The following is a 19055-nucleotide window of genomic DNA, read 5'->3' as shown; positions in this document are numbered from 1 at the left end:
GCTCCGCCGGAAGACCCAACGCGGAGCCTCCGCCGGGGTTACCGGCCGGCGGGGTCGAAGTAGCCCGGAAAACGGCCGAGGATCGAACACGCGTGCTATCCGACGTACCATTTATCAGAACATCCGTACGACAGGAGCGGTTTTTCACCCCGACACGCCGGTGATAGGTCGTACAGATGTTTGAAAATGACCGATCTCACCTATACGGTCAGGAACAACCGGGCGCGATGGATCTTCACCACACCCGGCGACGCACCACCCTCAGCACCGTCGTGGCACCACCGCACGCACCACGAGCCGACGAGGCACCCAGCGCCGACCAGGGAGGACGGACGTGACCGAGGACCGGGCCAGCCGGCCAAAGAGCCCGCAGCAGATCACCGAGGCGGGCCCGCCGGCCACCCGACGCCGCAGCGCCGCGCGCAGCCGGACGGGCCAACCCGCCGTGCGCCCGGTCACCCCGGTGGTCAGCAGCTTCCCCGACCCGGCGACGGTCGACCTGACCGCCCGCCAGCGCCGCATCCTGGAATTCATCCGCACCTGGGTGGAGCGCCACGGCTACCCGCCGAGCGTCCGGGAGATCGGCGAGGCGGTCGGCCTGGTGTCGCCGTCCAGCGTCGCCTACCAGCTCAAGGAGCTGGAAAAGAAGGGCTTCCTGCGCCGCGACCCCAACCGGCCGCGCGCGGTGGACGTCCGGGCCCCCAGCGAGGCCATCGACGACGAGCTGTCCCGCGCGCAGCGGCCGACCCCGGCGTACGTGCCGATGCTCGGCCGGATCGCCGCCGGTGGGCCGATCCTCGCCGAGCAGGCGGTGGAGGACATCTTCCCCCTCCCCCGAGAGCTGGTCGGCGAGGGCGAGGTCTTCATGCTCCAGGTCAAGGGCGACTCGATGCTCGACGCGGCCATCTGCGACGGCGACTGGGTGGTCGTCCGGCAGCAGCCCACCGCCGACTCGGGCGAGATCGTGGCCGCCATGCTCGACGGCGAGGCGACCGTCAAGACCTACCGGCGGCGCGACGGGCACGTCTGGCTGATGCCGCAGAACCCAGCCTTCGACCCGATCCCCGGTGACGACGCCACCATCATGGGCCGGGTCGTGGCGGTGCTACGCCGGATCTGACCGGTCCGCGGGTGAGTGCCCACGGCACTCACCCGCCCCGCCCACCGGCGGTCCGATCGTTCTGGGTGCGTCAGGCACGCCGCCGGGAGGCGTCAGTAGCGGTCGCCCCGGTGGCCGCGACCGCCCCCGGGATACTGGCCGTACGGGTCCACGGGCGCTTCCTCGTCACGCCGACGACCAGGCCGCTGGCCCCGGTAGTCCGGCTCCGGCCCACCACGCCGCGGCGGCTCCGCTCGACCGCCGCCGGGCTGGCCACCGCCACCGGGCTGGCCTCCGCCCCCGTACACGCCAGCGCCGGGACGGCCACCGCCCGGAGGACGACCACCGCCACCTGCCGGCCGGCCGCCGCCACCCGCCGGGGGACGACCCCCGCCGTAAACGCCACCGCCGGCCGCCGGGGCAGGACCGTAGCCACCATCGGCTGCCGGACGGCCACCGCCGTACACCGCGCCGCCCGCCGGGGCGGGACCACCACGGCCCGCGCCGCCGCCGGCGCCGTAGACCGCCCCACCGGCCGGCGCGCCGCCACCGTAGACGCCGCCGGCACGATCACCGGCCGGGAACCCGTCGTCGGCACGGCCACCACGCGGGCCGAAGGGATCGCCGTCCGGGTCCGACCGGTCGGACGCATCGGCGGCCGGCGGACGGCGGCGCGCCAGGACGATGCCGGCGATGCCGGCGCCGACCAGCAGCAGGCCGATCAGCCCGACGGCGCCGACCAGGTAGGTGATGTCGTCCAGGCTCAACCCGTCGAACCACGACTGCGAGGCGGCCGACTTGGTGGCACCGGCATCGTCCGCCAGCGGTTGCGCCGTCTTGGTGGACGGCGTGTAGCTGAGGATCTCGACCGGCTCGTCCTGCGTGAACTGCTGACCGTCGGAAACCGTCACGAAGGTCTTGCCGTCCGGGGTGTAGCTGATGGCCTCACCGAACGGGTCGGCGAGCGGCGTTACCCGAGGCTTCCCGGTGGTGAGCGCGCCGACGATGTCGCCACCGGCAACGTCGAACTCGAACGCGTCCGCGTACGTGCGCAGGACCACCCGGGAGCCGTCCGGCGAGCGTGCCGCGCCGGTGATCGCGACCCGGCCGAACGTGTTGAGCGGATTTTCCGTCTGCGTCTGGGGCAACGCGATGTCGCCGACCTTGCGCATCGGCACCGGAGGGGTGTCGCCGTTCTTCAGCGCCGCCGCCGGGGTGAAGATCTCGGCCTTTCCGCTCGTCACCTTGGTGATGATCAGCGGCTTGCCGTCGTTGCCGATGAGCAGCGCCTCGGCGTCGTGCGGCTTGCCCTCCGGGTAGGAGATCCGGTGCAGCACCGGCTGCTTGGAGCCGGTGACCGGCATCGACCAGAGCGCGACCCGCTTACGGCGCTCCTTGGCGGTGACGACGTTGTCGCCGATGTCCGCGATCCAGAGGGTCGCGCCGTTCGGCGAGAGAGCGAGGTCCTCGGTGTCGGACGGGCCCTGCCCCGAGTACTGGACCGGGTCCTTCGAAATCTTGCACTTGGTGTCGAGGAAGAAGACCCGCTTGCGTGCCGCGACGTCGGTGCCGTCGTTGATGACGATGTAGCCGCTCTTGGTCGCTACCAGGCCGGACAGCTCCCGCAACCGCTCATCGGCGATCGTGCATCGCTTCTTGCCGGGAGTGGCGGCGGACGCATCGGAGGATGCGGGGGCGGGAGCGGCGACAGCGACTCCGGCGAGCGCCACGGTTGCCCCGAGCAGGCCGAGGGCAACCGTGACCGAGGAAACAACGCGGCGCATTCGGCCAGTGTCGCATGCCGCGCGTTTCCGGGGGATGACGCCGGGGCCGATCAGCGCCGGCTGCCGGCCGTCTGCCCCTGCCGCTCGACGTCGAACGGCGCCAACTCGGCGGCGAGCGCCTCGCCGACCCGAACGTGCAGCAGGGTGCCTTCCGGCAGGTGCGACGTGCTGAGCACCTCGCCGGTGCGGTGCACCCGTGCCACCAGGTCACCCCGGTCGTACGGCAGGACGGCCCGGACCTCCACGGCCGGCCGGGGAAGCCGCTCCTCGATCGCCTCGCGCAGCCCGTCGACGCCCCGCCCGGTGTGCGCGGAGACGAAGATCGCGTCCGGCCAGAGCCGCTTGAGCCGCAGCAGCGTGTCCTCGTCGGCCGTGTCGGTCTTGTTGACCACCAGCAGCTCGGGGAGCCGGTCCGCGCCGACCTCCGCGAGGACCTCGTGGACGGCCCGCACCTGCTCCTCCGGGTCCGGGTGGGCGCCGTCGACGACGTGCACCACCAGGTCCGCCTCGGCGACCTCCTCCAGCGTCGAGCGGAACGCCTCGACGATCTGGTGCGGCAGGTGCCGGACGAAGCCGACCGTGTCCGAGAGGGTGTAGAGGCGCCCGTCGGCGGCGGTGGCCTTACGGGTGGTCGGGTCCAACGTCGCGAAGAGCGCGTTCTCCACCAGCACACCCGCGCCGGTCAGCCGGTTGAGCAGGCTGGACTTGCCGGCGTTGGTGTAGCCGGCGATGGCCACCGCGGGGACGGCGTTACGGGAACGCCGGGCGCGCTTGGTCACGCGTACCGTCTTCATGCTCTTGATCTCGCGGCGCAGCCGGGAGATGCGGTGACGGATGCGCCTCCGGTCGGTCTCCAGCTTGGTCTCACCGGGGCCACGCACACCCACGCCGCCGCCGGCGCCGCCGCCGCGACCGCTACCACCGGTCTGCCGGGACAGCGTCTCGCCCCAACCGCGCAGCCGGGGCAGGAGGTATTGCAGCTGGGCCAGCTCGACCTGCGCCTTACCTTCCTTGCTCTTGGCGTGCTGCGCGAAGATGTCGAGGATCAGCGCCGTCCGGTCGACCACCTTGACCTTGGTGCGCTGCTCCAGGTTGCGCAGCTGGGACGGGGACAGCTCACCGTCACAGATCACCGTGTCGGCGCCGGTGGAGAGCACCACCGCACCGAGGTCGTCGACCTTGCCCCGGCCGATGTAGGTGGCCGGGTCGGGCCGCGTACGGCGCTGGATCAGCCCTTCGAGCACCTGCGAGCCGGCGGTCTCGGCGAGCGCGGCCAGCTCGGTCAGCGAATTCTCCGCGTCGGTCACCGTGCCCTCGGTCCAGACGCCCACCAGGACGACCCGCTCCAGCCGCAGCTGCCGGTATTCCACCTCGGTGACGTCGGTGAGCTCGGTGGAGAGGCCCGGTACGCGTCGTAGCGACTGCCGCTCCGACAGCTCCATCTCGCCGGTGGTCATGTCGTCGAGCTCGTCCTCGACGGGGACAAAGCTCTCCTGGTCTCGCAAGCGGTTCTCCTGTCCGTTTTGATAAGTAGAACGTAATCCTGACATGACGCAACGCCGAACGCACCTGCTATATGCCCGTGCCGAAGGTCGCCAAAAGCGGGGGCGAATGCCGGTCGACCTCGACAACCCGGTAGAAATGCTGGGCGGCGGCCGAGCGGCCGCACAGCCGTGACGGAGGGACCTCGTGGCCATCACCCGACTGCCGAGCGCCGGATTCTCGATCACCATCCGGATCGCCGTGACCGCGGACGCCTCCTCGATCGGCCGGCTCACCACCGCGGTCGGCGAAGCCGGGGCAATCGTCACAGCGCTGGACGTGGTGGACTCCGACCCGACCCACGTGATCGTCGACCTGACCTGCGACACCGCCGACTCCGGCCATGCCGACCAGGTGGTCGACGCGCTGACCGCGCTGGACGGCGTGGACGTGCGCAAGGTGTCGGACCGGACGTTCCTGCTGCACCTGGGCGGCAAGATCGAGGTGACCTCGAAGGTCGCGCTGCGCAACCGTGACGAGCTGTCCCGCGCGTACACCCCAGGGGTGGCCCGGGTCTGCATGGCGATCGCCGAGAACCCGGCGGACGCCCGCCGGCTGACCATCAAGCGCAACACCGTCGCGGTGGTCAGCGACGGCTCGGCGGTGCTCGGCCTGGGCAACCTGGGCCCGGCCGCGTCGCTGCCGGTGATGGAGGGCAAGGCGGCGTTGTTCAAGCGCTTCGGCGGGGTGGACGCCTGGCCGGTGGTCCTGGACACCCAGGACACCGACGAGATCGTGGCCATCGTCAAGGCGATCGCGCCGGCGTACGGCGGGATCAACCTGGAGGACATCGCCGCGCCGCGCTGCTTCGAGATCGAGGCCCGGCTGCGTGAGCTGCTGGACATCCCGGTCTTCCACGACGATCAGCACGGCACCGCGATCTGCGTGCTGGCCGCGCTGACCAACGCGCTGCGGGTCGTGGGCAAGCAGCTCGCGGACGTCCGGGTGGTGGTCTCCGGCGCCGGCGCGGCCGGCACGGCGATCATGAAGCTGCTGCTGCGCCAGGGCGTCGGCGACATCATCGCGTACGACCGGGAGGGTGCCCTGCACCGCGGGCTGACCGGGCTCAACTCGGCGTGGCAGTGGCTGGCGGACAACACCAACAAGGACAACTACGCCGGTGACCTGCCGGGCGCGATCCGGGGCGCGGACGTCTTCATCGGGGTCAGCGCGCCGAACCTGCTCACCGGCGACGACATCGCTCAGATGGCCAAGGACTCGATCGTCTTCGCCCTGGCCAACCCGGACCCGGAGGTCGACCCGCGGGAGGCGCGCAAGCACGCCGCCGTGGTGGCCACCGGCCGCTCGGACCAGCCGAACCAGATCAACAACGTGCTCGCCTTCCCCGGGGTGTTCCGCGGCATGCTGGACGCGCACGCCGAGGAGTTCACCGAGGAGATGGCGATCGCCGCCGCCCGGGCCATCGCCGACGTGGTCGGCGAGGAGAAGATCAACCCGACGGTGATCGTGCCCAGCGTCTTCGACCCCCGGGTCGCCCCGGCGGTCGCCGCCGCCGTGCGCGCCGCCGCCCACAACCCCAGTCCGCTGCCGGCCTCCGACCCGGGCCCCGCCGACCTCCCCGAGATCGCCGCCAACGCCAGCGCCACCCCCTGACGGACTGATCGAGGCGAAGCCGGCCCGGCACACGCTGGGACCCACGTGATCGGGGGAGACGGCCACCAGTCGTTCGTCTCCCCCGCTTTGCTCTGCTTCAACCACCGCAACGGTCGGTGTCCGATTATCGGACGTCAACCGTTGCGTGGGGTGAAGCAGAGCAAAGGCTGCGCGGTGACCGACAGCGGCCGCGCGCGGCATCACGAGCGATAGGTGACCGACCGCGCCGAGCGCGGCACACGAGCGAGTAGCGGACGCGGCACCCGTGCGACAGCACCAGACGGGCCAACGCCGCCCGGCGTCAGGCGGAGGCGGGCAGCCCGGCGAGGTCGACCTCTCCGGTCGCCACCAGGACGGCCGGGCCGGACAGCCAGCAGGAATCGTCGGTCACGGTGACCGTGAGGCGGCCACCGGAGACGTCGACGGCGACCCTGCCGGTGTCCCGGGCCGCGTCGTGCAGGGCCACCGCGGCCACCGCGCAGGCACCGGTGCCGCAGGAGAGGGTCTCCGCGCTGCCGCGCTCGTACACCCGCATCAGGGTGTGCTCGTCGGTGCCGTCGACCGGCTCGCCCGGCACGATGAACTCCACGTTCACCCCGCTCGGGAAGAGCGCCGGGTCGAATCCGGGTGCGGTGGTGAGGTCCAGCGCGGACAGCTCCAGACCGGCCGGCAGGACGCAGACCAGGTGGGGGTTGCCGACGTCCACGGCGGTGCCGGGCAGGGTCAGCCCGCCGAGCGTGGCGGTCGAGCCGGCGTGCAGCCGGGGGCGGCGCATCTCGACGGCGATGGAGTCCCCCTCGACCCGCGCGCGCACGACGCCGGCCCTCGTGGCCACCGGCAGCGCCGCGCCGGCCGGCGTGGCCAGCCCGGTGTCGATCAGATAGCGGACGAAGACCCGGGCGCCGTTGCCGCACATCTCGGCCAACGAGCCGTCGGAGTTCCAGTAGTCCATGAACCACTCGGCCTCACCGGCCTGCCCGGCACCCTCCGGATGCTTGGCCGCGCGGACCACTCGCAGCACGCCGTCCGCGCCGATGCCCCGCCGTCGGTCGCAGAGCGCCGCGACCAGCTCCGGGGTCAGGTCGAACTGACCATCCGGGTCGGGGAGAAGGACGAAGTCGTTGCCGGTGCCATGGCCCTTGGTGAACTCCACGCCCCCATCATCGCGCAGGGGCGGGCACCAGGCGCAGGGCAGCCTCGATCACGTCCGGCGCGGCCGAATCCAGCCAGTGGATCCGCGGATCGCGCCGGAACCAGGACCGCTGCCGGCGGACGAACCGCCGGGTGGCCCGGACCGTCTCGTCGTGCGCCTGCGTCTCGGTCAGCTCACCGGCGAAGAGCCGCAGCACCTGCTGGTAGCCGAGCGCCCGGCTGGCCGTCCGCCCCTCGGGCAGGCCCCGCCCGACCAGCTCACGGGTCTCGGCCAGCAGGCCGTCGGCCCACATCCGATCGACCCGCAGCGCGATCCGCTCATCCAGCAGCCCGGTGTCCAGATCGATTCCGAGCTGCACCGACGGGTAGTACGGCGTCGGCTCGGGCAACGACGCCGCGAACGGGGCGCCGGTGAGCTCGATCACCTCCAGGGCCCGGACGATCCGCCGGCCGTTGCCGGGCAGGATGCCCTCGGCGGCGGCGGGGTCGGCGGCGCGCAGCCGCGCGTACAGCGGCGCCGGGCCGACCTCGGCCAGCTCCCGTTCCAGCCGCTCGCGCAGCGCCGGGTCGGTGCCGGGAAAGTCGAAGCGCTCCAGCACCGCCCGCACGTACAGCCCTGAGCCGCCGACCAGCAGCGGCACCCGGCCCCGGGACAGGATGTCGTCCACCGCCGCGCGGGCCAGACGCTGGTACTCCGCGACGCTGGCCGGCTCGGTGACCTCCCAGATGTCCAGCAGGTGGTGCGGCACCCCGTCCCGCTCGGCAGGGGTCAGCTTGGCGGTGCCGATGTCCATGCCCCGGTAGAGCTGCATCGAGTCGGCGTTGACAACCTCCCCGTCCAGGGCGTGCGCCAACGCGATGCTCAACGCCGACTTGCCCGCCGCGGTCGGGCCGACCACCGCGACGACCGTGCCGACCGGGCGGCCCCCGTCGCCGCTCACGCCGGCGCCCAGGACGCCACGAAGTAGGCGACGCCGTAGGGGGCCGAGTCGTGCAGCAGCTCGCCGCGCCATCCGCCGCCGGTCGACCGGGCCGCGCCGGCGAGCACCTGCCAGGGCGCCCGACCGGCGGCCTTCAGCTCCGCGGACACGACCGGGTCGAGGTCGAGCAGGACGTCCAGGTCCGCCTCGGCCAGGGCCGTGGCGACCCGGTGGTCGTACGGGCGGGCGCGCGGGTCGTCGTACCCGGGGGACTTCTCCCCCCGGCAGGCCGACCCGTCACCGAGCACCAGCAGCGCCACCCGGGCGCCCACGGCGCTGACCTCGTCGGCGAGCGCGGCCAGCTCGACCGGGCCGGCGTCGGCGGCCACCTGCACGGCGGTCACCGGCAGCCGCACGCCGTGCCGGGCCAACAGCCACGCACCGATGGTCAGGCTCAACGGCAGCACCGCGCCCCGGTCCGGCTGACCGGCGGTGAGCGGCACGTCCAGGTCGACACCCCAGGGCTGCAGGGAACCGGTGGCCGGGGGCGGGATGGCTCCGGTCACCGGGCCGGCGCCGAGCAGCACCACGGTGGCCGGGTCGGCGGCCAACAGCCCGCGTACGGCGGTGTCGCAGGCCGCCCGCAGATCGTCCAGCTCCGGTGCGGCGGCGCCGGCCACCTCGGGCACGAGCAGGGGCGGATGCGGGCAGACGGCGGCGGCGACCAGTGGCACCCGCTTACCGTAGCGGGAATCCCCGGTGCGTCTCCGCGCCGATCCGGTCAATCGGGCCCTAGGACACCGTATGGTCACGGTCGGCGATAGGCGCTCGACGCGGACCGGGTCGGACCTGTGACAATGCCGGAAGCAACTTGGCTGCGCCGTGGCGGCGACGGGGGACGGTTCCCTCGACGCCGGGAGAACGAGGATGGGCACATGAGCGACTGGACTGCCTTCGGACGGGTGGACGCGGACGGCACTGTGTACGTCAAGACCGCCGAGGGCGAGCGGGTGGTCGGATCCTGGCAGGCGGGAGCACCGGAGGAGGGCCTCGCGCACTTCGCACGCCGCTTCGCCGATCTGGTGACCGAGGTGGACCTGACCGAAGCGCGGCTCAACTCGGGTGCGGCGGACGCCGCGCACTCGCTGAGCACGATCCGGCGGATCCGCGCCTCGCTGCCCGAGGCCCACGTGGTCGGCGACATCGACGCGCTGGCCGCGCGGCTGGACAAGCTGGCCACCCTCGCCGAGGAGAAGGCCGGCGAGGCGCGTGCCGCCCGGGACGCCGCTCGCGGCGAGGCCCTGGCCCGCAAGACCGCGCTGGTCGAGGAGGCCGAGAAGCTCGCCGCGGAGTCCACCGGCTGGAAGACCGCCGGGGACCGGCTCAAGGAGATCCTCGACGAGTGGAAGACCATCCGCGGGGTCGACAAGAAGACCGACGGTGAGCTGTGGAAGCGGTTCGCCGCCGCCCGGGACGGGTTCACCCGGCGCCGGGGCGCCCACTTCGCCTCCCTGGACGCGCAGCGCAAGCAGGCTCAGACGGCCAAGGAGGAGCTGGTCGCCGAGGCGGAGAAGCTCAAGGACTCCACCGACTGGGCGGCCACGGCCAACCAGCTCAAGGACCTGATGACCCAGTGGAAGGCCGCGCCGCGCGCCTCCAAGGAGGCCGAGCAGAAGCTCTGGGAACGATTCCGGGCCGCGCAGGACGCCTTCTTCAGCCGGCGTAGCGAGGTCTTCTCCGCCCGCGACAACGAGCAGCGCGTGAACCTGGAGCGCAAGCAGGCCCTGCTGGCTGAGGCGGAGGCGCTGGACATCGACGCCGACCCGAAGGGCGCCCAGGCCAAGCTGCGGGAGATCCAGGCCCAGTGGCACGAGGCCGGCCGGGTGCCCCGGGAAGCCGCCGCCGGGCTGGAGCGCCGGCTGCGCGTCATCGACGAGAAGGTCCGCGAGGTGATGGATTCGGCGTGGCGCCGGACCACCAAGGAGGACAACCCGCTGCTCGCCCAGATGCGGTCACAGGTGGCGGAGGCCGAGGACCGGCTGGCCCGGGCGCAGAGCGCCGGGGACGCTCGCCGGATCAAGGAGGCCGAGCAGGCCCTCGCGTCCAAGCGGCAGTTCCTCCAGCTCGCCGAGCGGGCCGGCTGACCTGACGCACTCTGGAGCCCCGGTCCCCGCACGGGACCGGGGCTCCCGCGTATCCGCACTCCGCCCGCCGCACCCCGCCGTTGGCCGGGGTTGTTGACACATCGACCTGGGCTGATGAGACACCGTGGGCTTCACCGCCAACGGCACCGCCAGCAGCCCGGGCACGTGAAGCTCGGCGGCACCGGCTGCTGAGCCGCCGGGACCGCCGGAGCGCGGCCCGAGCGGTACACAGTGAAAGGAAGGGCCCCTTGTTGTCGCCTGGCGACAACAAGGGGCCCTTCCTTTCACTCAGTGGGCGGCGCAGCCGTTGGTGGGTGCGTGCGTGACCGCCGGAGCGCCGACCGTGGGCAGCCCGAGCAACACCCCGGGCGTACGCGGGGAGCGGCCCGCCTCGGCGGCGTCGCCGGCCCGGGTCCGCCGGTGCGACAGTGGCGCGCCGTCGGCGTTGAGGTGATGCGGGGCGGCGTACGTCACCGCGGTGCGCACGATGTCTCCCGGCCGGATCTGCCCGGCCAGTGACCCACCGTCGGACGCTGTGGTCGCGAAGTGCACCAGCCGACCGTCGCGGGCCCGGCCGGACATCCGGCCGGTCCGCTCGTCCTTGCGCCCCTCGCCGACCGCGACCAGCACCTCGACGGTCTCCCCCACCAGGCGCTTGTTCTCCGCCCAGGTGATCTCCTCCACGGTGGCGATCAGCCGCTCGTAGCGTTCCTGCACGACCTGCTTGGGCAGCTGGTCGTCCATCGTGGCGGCGGGAGTGCCGGGGCGCTTGGAGTACTGGAAGGTGAAGGCCGAGGAGAACCGGGCCTCCCGAACCACGTCCAGGGTGCGCTGGAAGTCGGCCTCGGTCTCGCCGGGGAAGCCGACGATGATGTCGGTGGTGATCGCCGCGTCCGGCATCGCCGCCCGGACCTTCTCGATGATCCCCAGGTAACGGTCGGACCGGTAGGACCGGCGCATCGCCCGGAGTACGGCGTCGGAGCCGGACTGCAACGGCATGTGCAGCGAGTGGCAGACGTTCGGCGTCTCGGCCATCGCGGCGATCACGTCGTCCGTGAAATCCTTCGGGTGCGGGCTGGTGAACCGGACCCGCTCCAGCCCGTCGATGTCGCCGCAAGCGCGCAGCAGCTTGCCGAATGCGTACCGATCACCGAACTCGACACCGTAGGAGTTGACGTTCTGCCCGAGCAGGGTCACCTCCAGCACGCCCTCGTCGACCAGGGCGCGCACCTCGGAGAGGATGTCGCCGGGGCGGCGGTCCTTCTCCTTGCCGCGCAGAGCGGGCACGATGCAGAACGTGCAGGTGTTGTTGCAGCCCACCGAGATCGAGACCCAGCCGGCGTACGTGGATTCGCGCCGGGTGGGCAGCGTGGACGGGAAGACGTCCAGTGACTCCAGGATCTCCACCTCGGCGGCGGCGTTGTGCCGGGCGCGGTCCAGCAGCACCGGCAGTGCACCGATGTTGTGGGTGCCGAAGACCACGTCCACCCAGGGCGCCTTGCGGACGATCTCGCCACGGTCCTTCTGGGCCAGGCAGCCGCCGACCGCGATCTGCATCCCGGGGTGCTTGTCCTTCACCGGGCGCAGACGGCCGAGGTTGCCGTAGAGCCGGTTGTCGGCGTTCTCCCGCACCGCACAGGTGTTGAAGACGACGATGTCGGGGGTGTCGTCGGCCGGCGCCGCGCGTACGTAGCCGGCCTGTTCGAGCAGGCCGGAGATGCGCTCGGAATCGTGCACGTTCATCTGGCAGCCGTAGGTCACGACGTTGTAGGTCCTAGCCACCCTCTTGGTGCCCCTTCCCCTCGGGGTACCAGGGTAGCGGCCCGGTCGGCGGGCTCAGCCGACCGGCATTGACCCGCTGGCCCATGGCGGGGGCCCACGACGGGCAGTACGCTGCACAACAAGAATGTGTTCTGGGCGATTTCGGGGGCTTTGCACTCGGTGCCGCCGATGCGCGGCTCCGTACTCGGGGGAGCACATGACGACCCGCGGGAGGCAACCGTGACGCGACAACATGCGGCACAGCGCTCCGTCGCCACTCCGGACGGCCGGCACCTCGCGGTGGAGACCTCCGGCTCGCCGGACGGGCCCGCGGTCTTCCTGCTGCACGGCACACCGGGCAGCCGCAGCGGCCCCCGCCCCCGCGGCATCGTCCTCTACCGCCTCGGCGTGCAACTCGTCTGCTACGACCGGCCCGGTTACGGCGACTCCTGCCGGCACGAGGGTCGCCGGGTCGCCGACGCGGCGGCCGACGTTGCGGCGATCGCCGACGACCTCGGCATCGAACGGTTCGCGGTGGTGGGCCGCTCCGGCGGGGGCCCGCACGCCCTGGCCTGCGCCGCGCTGCTGCCGGACCGGGTCACCCGGGCCGCCGTGCTGGTGGGGCTCGCCCCGGCCGGCGCACCCGACCTGGACTGGTACGCCGGCATGTCCGAGACCAACGTCGAGGACTACGGGCAGGCCGATGAGGACCTGGCCGAACTCACGCTCAATCTGAAGGTCCGTGCGGAACAGGCCCGACGGGACCCGATGACGCTGTTGGAATTCCTCCGCCCCCAGCTGCCCGAGGCCGACATCCGGGTGGTCGACGACGTCGCGATCCGCCGGCTGCTGACCGACATGTACGCCGAAGCGCTGCGGCACGGCCCCGAGGGCTGGATCGACGACGTGCTGGCGATGCGGCGGGGCTGGGGGTTCGACCTCGGCGCCATCCCGGCGCAGGTCCGGCTGTGGCACGGTGAGCAGGACCGTTTCTCCCCGGTGGAGCACTCCCGGTGGCTCGCCTCGCGGATCCCGCACGCCGAGGTCCAGGTGCAGGCGGGCGCCGCGCACTTCGGCGCGGTGGAGATCCTCCCGCAGACCCTGGCCTGGCTGGCCACGCCGGAGCTCGCGGCCAGCCCGCAGCTCTAGGGCGTGCCGCACCACGGCCACGACGGCGGCCCGGACGGCCGGACCGCCCGCCGAGCCGCCGGCCCGCCCTCGATCAGAACGGGTGCGGGTCGATCACCCGGACGACGAACCGCCGCTCACGCAGGGTCTGCACGGTCGTGTGCTCCTGGCCGATCACCTCGGCCAGCCGGTCGGCCACCGCGGTCACGGCCTCGGAGGGAGCGCCGTCGCCGGCGCGCCTCGACACCAGGGCGAGATCACCGAGGCAGCGCAGCGTGTCGGGGTGGTCCGCGCCGATCACCTGGGACAGCCGGTCGGCGGTCTCGCGCAGCCGGTCCCGCGCCGGAACCCACTCGCCGTCCTCGGCGAGGCACACCGCCTGGTTCACCTCGGCCGCCAGGGTGTGCGGGTGGTCGGGGCCGAGCACCTTGCGCAGCTCGCCGGCCGCGCGCGTGGCCGACGCGCGGGCCGCCGACCGGCGGCCGACCGCACGTTCGGCGGCGGAGATGTTGCTCAACGTGGCCAGGGTGTGCGGGTGGGTGGCGCCGAGGCGCAGGTCCTCCTCGTACGCCTGGGTGACCGCGGTCATCTCGGTCAGCGCCCGGGCCGCGTCGCCGACGGCCAACAGGTTCGCCGCCCGACTCGACCGGCACGCCACCGTGTCCGGGTTGTCCGGCCCGAAGCGTTCGTCGAGCTTCCGGTAGGCGGTCTCGAACATCGGCGCGGCCTCGCCCGCCCGACCCGAGCTGCGCAGCGACACCGCCAGGTTGACCTGGGCGCCGAGGGAGAGGCCGTCGTCGGGCCCGAGCACCTCGCAGTACGCGTCGTAGACGGTGCGTAGCAGGGTGGCCGACCTCTCGTACTCGCCGGCCTCGCGCAGGTCGCTGCCCAGGCGGACAGCCGAGATCAGGGTGTACGGGTGGGTGGGGCCGAGCACCAGCCGCCGCCGCTGGTGCACCTCGTCGTCCCATCGGCGGGCCGACCGGTAGTCGCCGACCAGGCGGTACGAGACGGCGAGGTTGTTGGCCGCGCTCAGCGTCCGGGGGTGGTCCTCGCCGAACACCTGGAGCCAGGAGGCGTAGGTGGACCGGTCCCGTTCCAGCGCCTCGGCGTACCGGCCGAGCGCCCGCAGGTCACCGGCGAGGCTGCCGGCGGTCATCAGGGTGTGCGGGTGCAACTGGCCCAACAACCGGCGCTGCTCGGCGAGCACCGCCTCGTCGAGGTCCCGGGACTCGTCGAACCGACCCAGGCTGCGCAGGATGTTCGCCCGGTTGAACCGCAGGTGCAGCAGGTGTCGACGCGGCGCCGTGGCCTCACCCTCGTCGTCCAGGCCCCTCAGCCGCGCGGACCAGGTGTCGTCCACCTGCCGGCTGAACCCGTCAGCCTGCTCCAGGCCGCCGCGCTGCCACAGGTAGCGGACCCGGTCGATCAGCAGCTGGCACACCGACTCGTCGGGGCAGGTCACCGCCTCGGAGACCTCCAGGTGCGGCCAGAGCATGCGCAGCCGGGGCCAGGTGGTCGGGTTGTCCACGTCGCCGCGCGGTCGGGACGCGGCCAGCACCAGGTGCACCTGGTGCCGGGCGGTGACGATCTCGTCGTCGGTCATCCGGTCCCGAACCACCGCCTGCAGGAGCCGGTGCACCTGGACCCGACCGCCCTGGACGTCGAGTTTGAGCAGCGCCAGCCGGTTGATCTGCTGGATCAGGGCGCCGCGCACGAGACGTTCCGACACCGACGGGTCGAACGGCACGAGGGCCGCCGCCATCTCGTCGCTGTAGATCAGGTCGAGGGCGATCTCCGGTGCCAGCACCGAGCAGAGCTGCAACAGCCGGTACGCGGCGGGTGCCTGATCGTGCAGCCGGTTCAACGACAGGTCCCAGGTGGCCTCGACGGAGAGCGCGCTGGGGCCGTGCCGCTCGATCTGCCGCAGGTAGTCGGCGACCGACGTGCCGGTGTCGGCGAGCCACGCGCCGGCGGCGGCCACGGCGATCGGCAGGTCACCGAGCGCCTCGGCCACCCGGTCGGCCTCCTCGGCGCTGATCGTGGGCACCCGCTGGGCGAGGTGCGCGACGCTCTCCGTCCGGTCGAAGACGTCGACCTGGATCGGGTTCGCCCGGTCACCCCAGGCGCGGTTGCGGGAGGTCAGCAGGACGTGCCCGGGCCCCTGTGGCAGGAAGGGCTCGATCTGGTCCAGTTCCTCGGCGTTGTCGAGCACGACGAGCCACCGCTCGTACGGCTCGCCCCTGCCCAGCACCTGGAGCACCGACCGGACGGTGTCGGGCAGGGTGGGCCCGGCGGCGATGCCGAGCCGAGCGGCGAGGTCGGCCAGGGCGGTGTCGACGAACTGCGGCGGGTCCGCGACGATCCACCAGACCACGTCGTAGGCGGACTTGAACCGGTGCACGTACTCCAGGGCGACCTGCGTCTTGCCGACGCCGCCCATGCCCTGCAGAGCGACCGGAAGCACCACCGCGCTGCCCCCGCTCTGCAACTGCGCGCGCAGTTGCGCCAGGTCGTCCTCGCGGCCGGTGAACCGGGCGTTCCGGTTGGGCGCGTTGAAGATCAACGGCTCGGCGCCGGGATAGCGGGCGCCCCCGCCCGCCGGGCCGTCCGCCGACGACGGAACCGGCCGGCCGACCAGCCGCAACACCCGCTCCACGGCCGTCACGGCGCTCACGTTGACCAGGTTGGTCGAGCTCTGGGCCGGGAACTCCGCCAGCGGGCGCAGGTCGGCGACGTACACGGCGAGGGCCGTGGAACCGGTGCTGGTGTCGCGAGCGGGCAGGCCACCGGACGGCGTCGCCACGTAGGCCGGCGAGACCACCGTCAGCGTGCGCGGGGCGGGCGTACCGGCGGACCCGACGGCGGACGCGGGATCCACCACCCGCATCCCGGCCGAACTGAGCACCCGCTCCAGCCACTCGGCCCAGATGGCGTCCTCCGGGGCGCAACGGAGCACGATCTGGTCGTCGATCGCCTCGGTGCGCCGGCGGAAGCGGGCCTTGCCCCGTTCCCGCACCGACTCGTCCATCACCGGCAGCGCGGTCACCGCACCGTCGGTGAGGATCCCGGTCAACGTCTCGAACGCGGCCAGCAGCGACGTCGGCGAGCCGGGCGGATCGCCGAACGTGGCGAGGGTCTCCTCGTACGCGTAGAACGGCCGGTACGGGACCTCCACGGCCGCCCAGTACCGACGCCGCTCCGCCTCCGTCATCCCGGCCGGCAGCCCGGCGAACCGGCGCATGGCCAGCAGGCGGCCCGCCTCGGCGCGCTCCTTCTCGGCCTGGTCCACCCGCATCGGCACCGGCAGGACCCGGATGTCCCGCCGCCGGTAGCGGTCCCGCACCGAGTGCGCGACCCGGGCCGCACCGTCGATGCCCTGGTCGCTGAGGGTGAAGCAGTCGACCAGGGTGTCCGGCAGGTGCAGGGTGCAGATGTCGGCGACGTCGCTCAGCCCCGTCCGGCTGTCGATCAGGGTGAAGTCGTACTGCCGCTTCATGTCCGCCCGCAGCGCCTCGAAGAACTGCGCCCCGCCCAGCCGGTTGTAGAAGTTGTCCCAGTCCAGCCCGCTGACCGAGACGGCGTAGTCGCTGTTCTGCCGGCCGGCGGAGAGGAAGTCGAGGCCGCCGCCGTCCGGAAAGTTCCAGCGCAGTGAGAACGCGTGGCGGCCGACGCGGGCGTACTGCTCCATCCACCGCTCGGGGCGGTCGTCGGCCCGGGTGGTCTCCCACTCGTAGTCGCGGATGAGGTCGATGACGCCGCTGGTGCCCTGGATCGCCTCGGCGTCGAGGAAGGGGTGGAAGAAGCGGTGCAGGCCGGGTGACTCGAGGTCCCAGTCCGCGACCAGCACCCGCCGTCCGCTGGCCGCCAGGATCCAGGCCACGTTGGCCAGCGCCATCGTCCGGCCCGTTCCACCCTTGAACGAGTAGAAGGTGACGACCTGGCCTTCGCGATCGTTGCTCATAGGGTCTCTCCGTGGGGACGCGGTGTCGCCGGATCATCGGGCGGGGACGCAGGGTCGGGCGGACTCGCCGGGCCGGGGCCGGGCGGCGAGTCGCGCAGGCTGGGCACCGGCTCCGGCGGCGGGGGGAAGGCGACGACCGGGGCGTGCTTGAGGAACTGGCGGCGGGCCTCGGTCACCAGCGCCGGCATCAGGTTGACGAACTCCCGCATGGTGCATGCCTGCTTCACCTGGGGCAGGCCGGCGTCGTGCAGCAGTTCCGTCACCTCGGTGGCCCATCGGGAGGCGTCCTGCGCATCGTCGTCGTCGGTGACCACGAGCGGGACGACCCATTCCCGTAGGCCGTGCAGCAGGCCTTCGACGGTGCCGAGCGCATCCGGTGCCGCCACGATCCACGGGTCGACCAGCAGCACGGCCGGTCGGCGATCGAGCAGCCCGGCGGCCTGCGCGAAGTCCGCCGTGCGGGCCGACAGCCCGAGCCGCTCGGCCGTGCTGGCCGCGTACTCGGCGGCGGGCAGTTCCTGACGGCGGCCGTACGGCCGCCAGAGCCGGCCACTGGCGGCGTAGCCGGCGGGATCACGGTCGGCCGGCAGGCGGTCCCGGGTGGGGGCCAGGACGGCGACGACGAAGTCCGGATCGGTCGGTGCAGGGCGGGTGACCTCGTCCAGGCCGGGTGCCCGGGACGGGCCGAGCGGCCGCCGCTCGGCGGTGTGCACGATCCGGGCGGCCAACCGGCTCAGCAGGAGTTCGTACTGCGCCCGGTAGGAGGCCAGCATGCAGAGCGCGCGCAGGCCGTTCTCGGCGTACTCCGGGACGTCCCGCCCCAGGTCCAGGGCGCCGTCCAGCTCCGGATGGGTCTCCCACGGCGGGAAGGGGATCCACAGCACCGGGGTGAGGTGGCCGGCGGCGGCCCGGGCCGGCCCGGCGGCGGCCAGCCGGGCCCGGAAGGATTCCTGCTCCCCCAGCGCCCACGGGCGGCTGAAGTAACCGGGCGAGTAGAGCGGGACGAAGACCTCAGCGTCACCGAGCGCCTCCGCGAGGGCCGCCTTCCAGTCGGCGCCCAACGGGATGTGCTGGTCGAAGAACCCGATCCGCATCCCGGCCACCGGCCGCGCCTGGCGGGTCACCTCCGCGGCCAGGTCGGCGAAGAACTGGCCGACCCAGACGTCGGAGTCGGCCCGGGCGCCCTGCGGAGGCGCGGAGTGGGCATAGCTGAGGAAGAAGTACGTCCCTCGGGCCGCCGCCCGGCGTCGGCCCGCCGGCGGGCTCATCCGTGTTCCTCGGCGAACCGGTTGCACAGCTCGTCCACGCTCGACGGCACCCACGGCTCCACCAGGTACGAGCGGTGGATGGCCACGATCCGTTGGGCGAGCCGCCAGACCACCGCCCGGTACGCGTTCTCCCACTGCATGGTCAGCAAGCCGTAGACCCCATCCCGCTGGTAGTGCACCGCGATGTCCGGATCCGGCATCGCGGTCGGGGAGAACCGTTGGATGTCGCGGAGCACCCGTGGCAGTGGCGTGCCGTTCGTCGGCGACCAGGTGACCGGCACGATCGCCGTCTCGTGCGCCGAGGAGGCGCCGGCCCGCGGGACGATGCGCCGACGGGAGAAGGCATCCCATTCCCGGCCACACCAGTCGCTGCCGAGCAGCGCGCTGGACACCAGCGGAACGAAGACCTGGCAGGTGCCGGCGGCCTGGAGCAGCTCGGGGCTCCAGCGTTCTCCGCCCGCGATGGAACTGTCCAGGAAGCCGGGATCCACTCCGGTCACCGGGCCGACCAGCTCGCTGACGTGAACCGACAGGTCCTCGTAGAAGCGGGAAACGTACTCGGCGGGGTTGCCGGTGGCCCGGCGGACCGGCGCCCGGGAGTAGCTGAGGAAAAACAGTGGGGCGCGCGTGCCGGAGGGTGGGTCCATTGTGCTCACCGCTGTCCCTCCGCCCTCCCCAC

At 72.7% G+C, this 19055-nt stretch carries 13 protein-coding genes; 4 read left to right on the top strand and 9 right to left on the bottom strand.

Features of this window, described 5'->3' with window-relative positions; genetic code table 11:
- Positions 1 to 334: 334 nt before the first annotated feature.
- A complete protein-coding gene (lexA, locus tag KBX63_RS02300; RefSeq protein WP_089017136.1) occupies positions 335 to 1120 on the top strand; it encodes a transcriptional repressor LexA in 786 nt (261 codons plus the stop codon).
- Positions 1121 to 1212: 92 nt separating this feature from the next.
- Here the strand turns inward: lexA and KBX63_RS02295 are convergent, their stop codons facing one another.
- Together KBX63_RS02295 and hflX are read right to left on the bottom strand one after the other, a co-directional pair.
- Complete coding sequence (locus KBX63_RS02295) at positions 1213 to 2883, bottom strand: hypothetical protein (RefSeq protein WP_210907374.1); 1671 nt, start codon at positions 2881 to 2883, stop codon at positions 1213 to 1215.
- 50 nt (positions 2884 to 2933) lie between these two features.
- Positions 2934 to 4388, bottom strand: a complete 1455-nt coding sequence (gene hflX, locus KBX63_RS02290) for a GTPase HflX (RefSeq protein WP_210907372.1) — start codon at positions 4386 to 4388, stop codon at positions 2934 to 2936.
- Positions 4389 to 4572: 184 nt separating this feature from the next.
- On the opposite strand from hflX, the gene KBX63_RS02285 reads away from it, so the two are divergent.
- Positions 4573 to 6039 (top strand): NAD-dependent malic enzyme, encoded by a 1467-nt coding sequence (locus KBX63_RS02285; protein WP_210907361.1) that lies wholly within the window; start codon positions 4573 to 4575, stop codon positions 6037 to 6039.
- A 301-nt stretch (positions 6040 to 6340) separates the two neighbouring features.
- On the opposite strand, the gene dapF is transcribed toward KBX63_RS02285, so the two are convergent.
- From dapF to KBX63_RS02270, 3 genes are read right to left on the bottom strand one after another with little or no spacing between them, the layout of a single operon-like run.
- On the bottom strand, positions 6341 to 7192 hold the full coding sequence (dapF, locus tag KBX63_RS02280) for a diaminopimelate epimerase (protein WP_210907360.1): 852 nt from the start codon (positions 7190 to 7192) through the stop codon (positions 6341 to 6343).
- Between the two features lie 7 nt (positions 7193 to 7199).
- Entirely contained in the window at positions 7200 to 8132 is a 933-nt protein-coding gene (gene miaA / locus KBX63_RS02275) for a tRNA (adenosine(37)-N6)-dimethylallyltransferase MiaA (protein ID WP_210907358.1), read from the bottom strand.
- Complete coding sequence (locus KBX63_RS02270) at positions 8129 to 8845, bottom strand: class III extradiol dioxygenase subunit B-like domain-containing protein (RefSeq protein ID WP_210907356.1); 717 nt, start codon at positions 8843 to 8845, stop codon at positions 8129 to 8131. The genes miaA and KBX63_RS02270 overlap by 4 nt, the downstream gene beginning before the upstream one ends.
- 201 nt (positions 8846 to 9046) lie before the next feature.
- Here KBX63_RS02270 and KBX63_RS02265 point away from each other — a divergent pair, with 201 nt between their 5' ends.
- The gene (locus KBX63_RS02265; RefSeq protein WP_210907354.1) at positions 9047 to 10255 is read left to right on the top strand and encodes a DUF349 domain-containing protein; all 1209 of its coding nucleotides are present in this window, start codon (positions 9047 to 9049) and stop codon (positions 10253 to 10255) included.
- A gap of 288 nt (positions 10256 to 10543) precedes the next feature.
- Here KBX63_RS02265 and miaB read toward each other — a convergent pair whose 3' ends face one another.
- Complete coding sequence (gene miaB / locus KBX63_RS02260) at positions 10544 to 12037, bottom strand: tRNA (N6-isopentenyl adenosine(37)-C2)-methylthiotransferase MiaB (RefSeq protein WP_210907352.1); 1494 nt, start codon at positions 12035 to 12037, stop codon at positions 10544 to 10546.
- Between the two features lie 219 nt (positions 12038 to 12256).
- Here miaB and KBX63_RS02255 point away from each other — a divergent pair, with 219 nt between their 5' ends.
- Complete coding sequence (locus KBX63_RS02255) at positions 12257 to 13165, top strand: alpha/beta hydrolase (RefSeq protein WP_307871582.1); 909 nt, start codon at positions 12257 to 12259, stop codon at positions 13163 to 13165.
- A 73-nt stretch (positions 13166 to 13238) separates the two neighbouring features.
- Here KBX63_RS02255 and fxsT read toward each other — a convergent pair whose 3' ends face one another.
- The 3 genes from fxsT to KBX63_RS02240 are packed head-to-tail and all read right to left on the bottom strand — an operon-like array spanning position 13239 to position 19023.
- Positions 13239 to 17108: an FxSxx-COOH system tetratricopeptide repeat protein gene (gene fxsT / locus KBX63_RS02250; RefSeq protein WP_210907348.1), complete on the bottom strand. Its 3870-nt coding sequence runs from the start codon at positions 17106 to 17108 to the stop codon at positions 13239 to 13241.
- Entirely contained in the window at positions 17105 to 18376 is a 1272-nt protein-coding gene (locus KBX63_RS02245; RefSeq protein WP_210907346.1) for a TIR-like protein FxsC, read from the bottom strand. The genes fxsT and KBX63_RS02245 overlap by 4 nt, the downstream gene beginning before the upstream one ends.
- Complete coding sequence (locus KBX63_RS02240; RefSeq protein WP_210907654.1) at positions 18373 to 19023, bottom strand: TIR-like protein FxsC; 651 nt, start codon at positions 19021 to 19023, stop codon at positions 18373 to 18375. The genes KBX63_RS02245 and KBX63_RS02240 overlap by 4 nt, the downstream gene beginning before the upstream one ends.
- Positions 19024 to 19055 lie beyond the last annotated feature (32 nt).

Source organism: Micromonospora sp. U21, from assembly GCF_018070045.1.
GTDB lineage: Bacteria > Actinomycetota > Actinomycetes > Mycobacteriales > Micromonosporaceae > Micromonospora.
The sequence above is the reverse complement of the archived record's forward strand: the minus strand, read 5'-3'. Positions and strand labels throughout refer to the sequence as shown.

Coding starts and splice junctions, on each gene's coding strand:
- KBX63_RS02240 (WP_210907654.1), bottom strand. CDS start 19,023: ATGGACCCACCCTCCGGCACGCGCGCCCCACTGTTTTTCCTCAGCTAC.
- fxsT (WP_210907348.1), bottom strand. CDS start 17,108: ATGAGCAACGATCGCGAAGGCCAGGTCGTCACCTTCTACTCGTTCAAG.
- KBX63_RS02295 (WP_210907374.1), bottom strand. CDS start 2,883: ATGCGCCGCGTTGTTTCCTCGGTCACGGTTGCCCTCGGCCTGCTCGGG.
- KBX63_RS02245 (WP_210907346.1), bottom strand. CDS start 18,376: ATGAGCCCGCCGGCGGGCCGACGCCGGGCGGCGGCCCGAGGGACGTAC.
- KBX63_RS02265 (WP_210907354.1), top strand. CDS start 9,047: ATGAGCGACTGGACTGCCTTCGGACGGGTGGACGCGGACGGCACTGTG.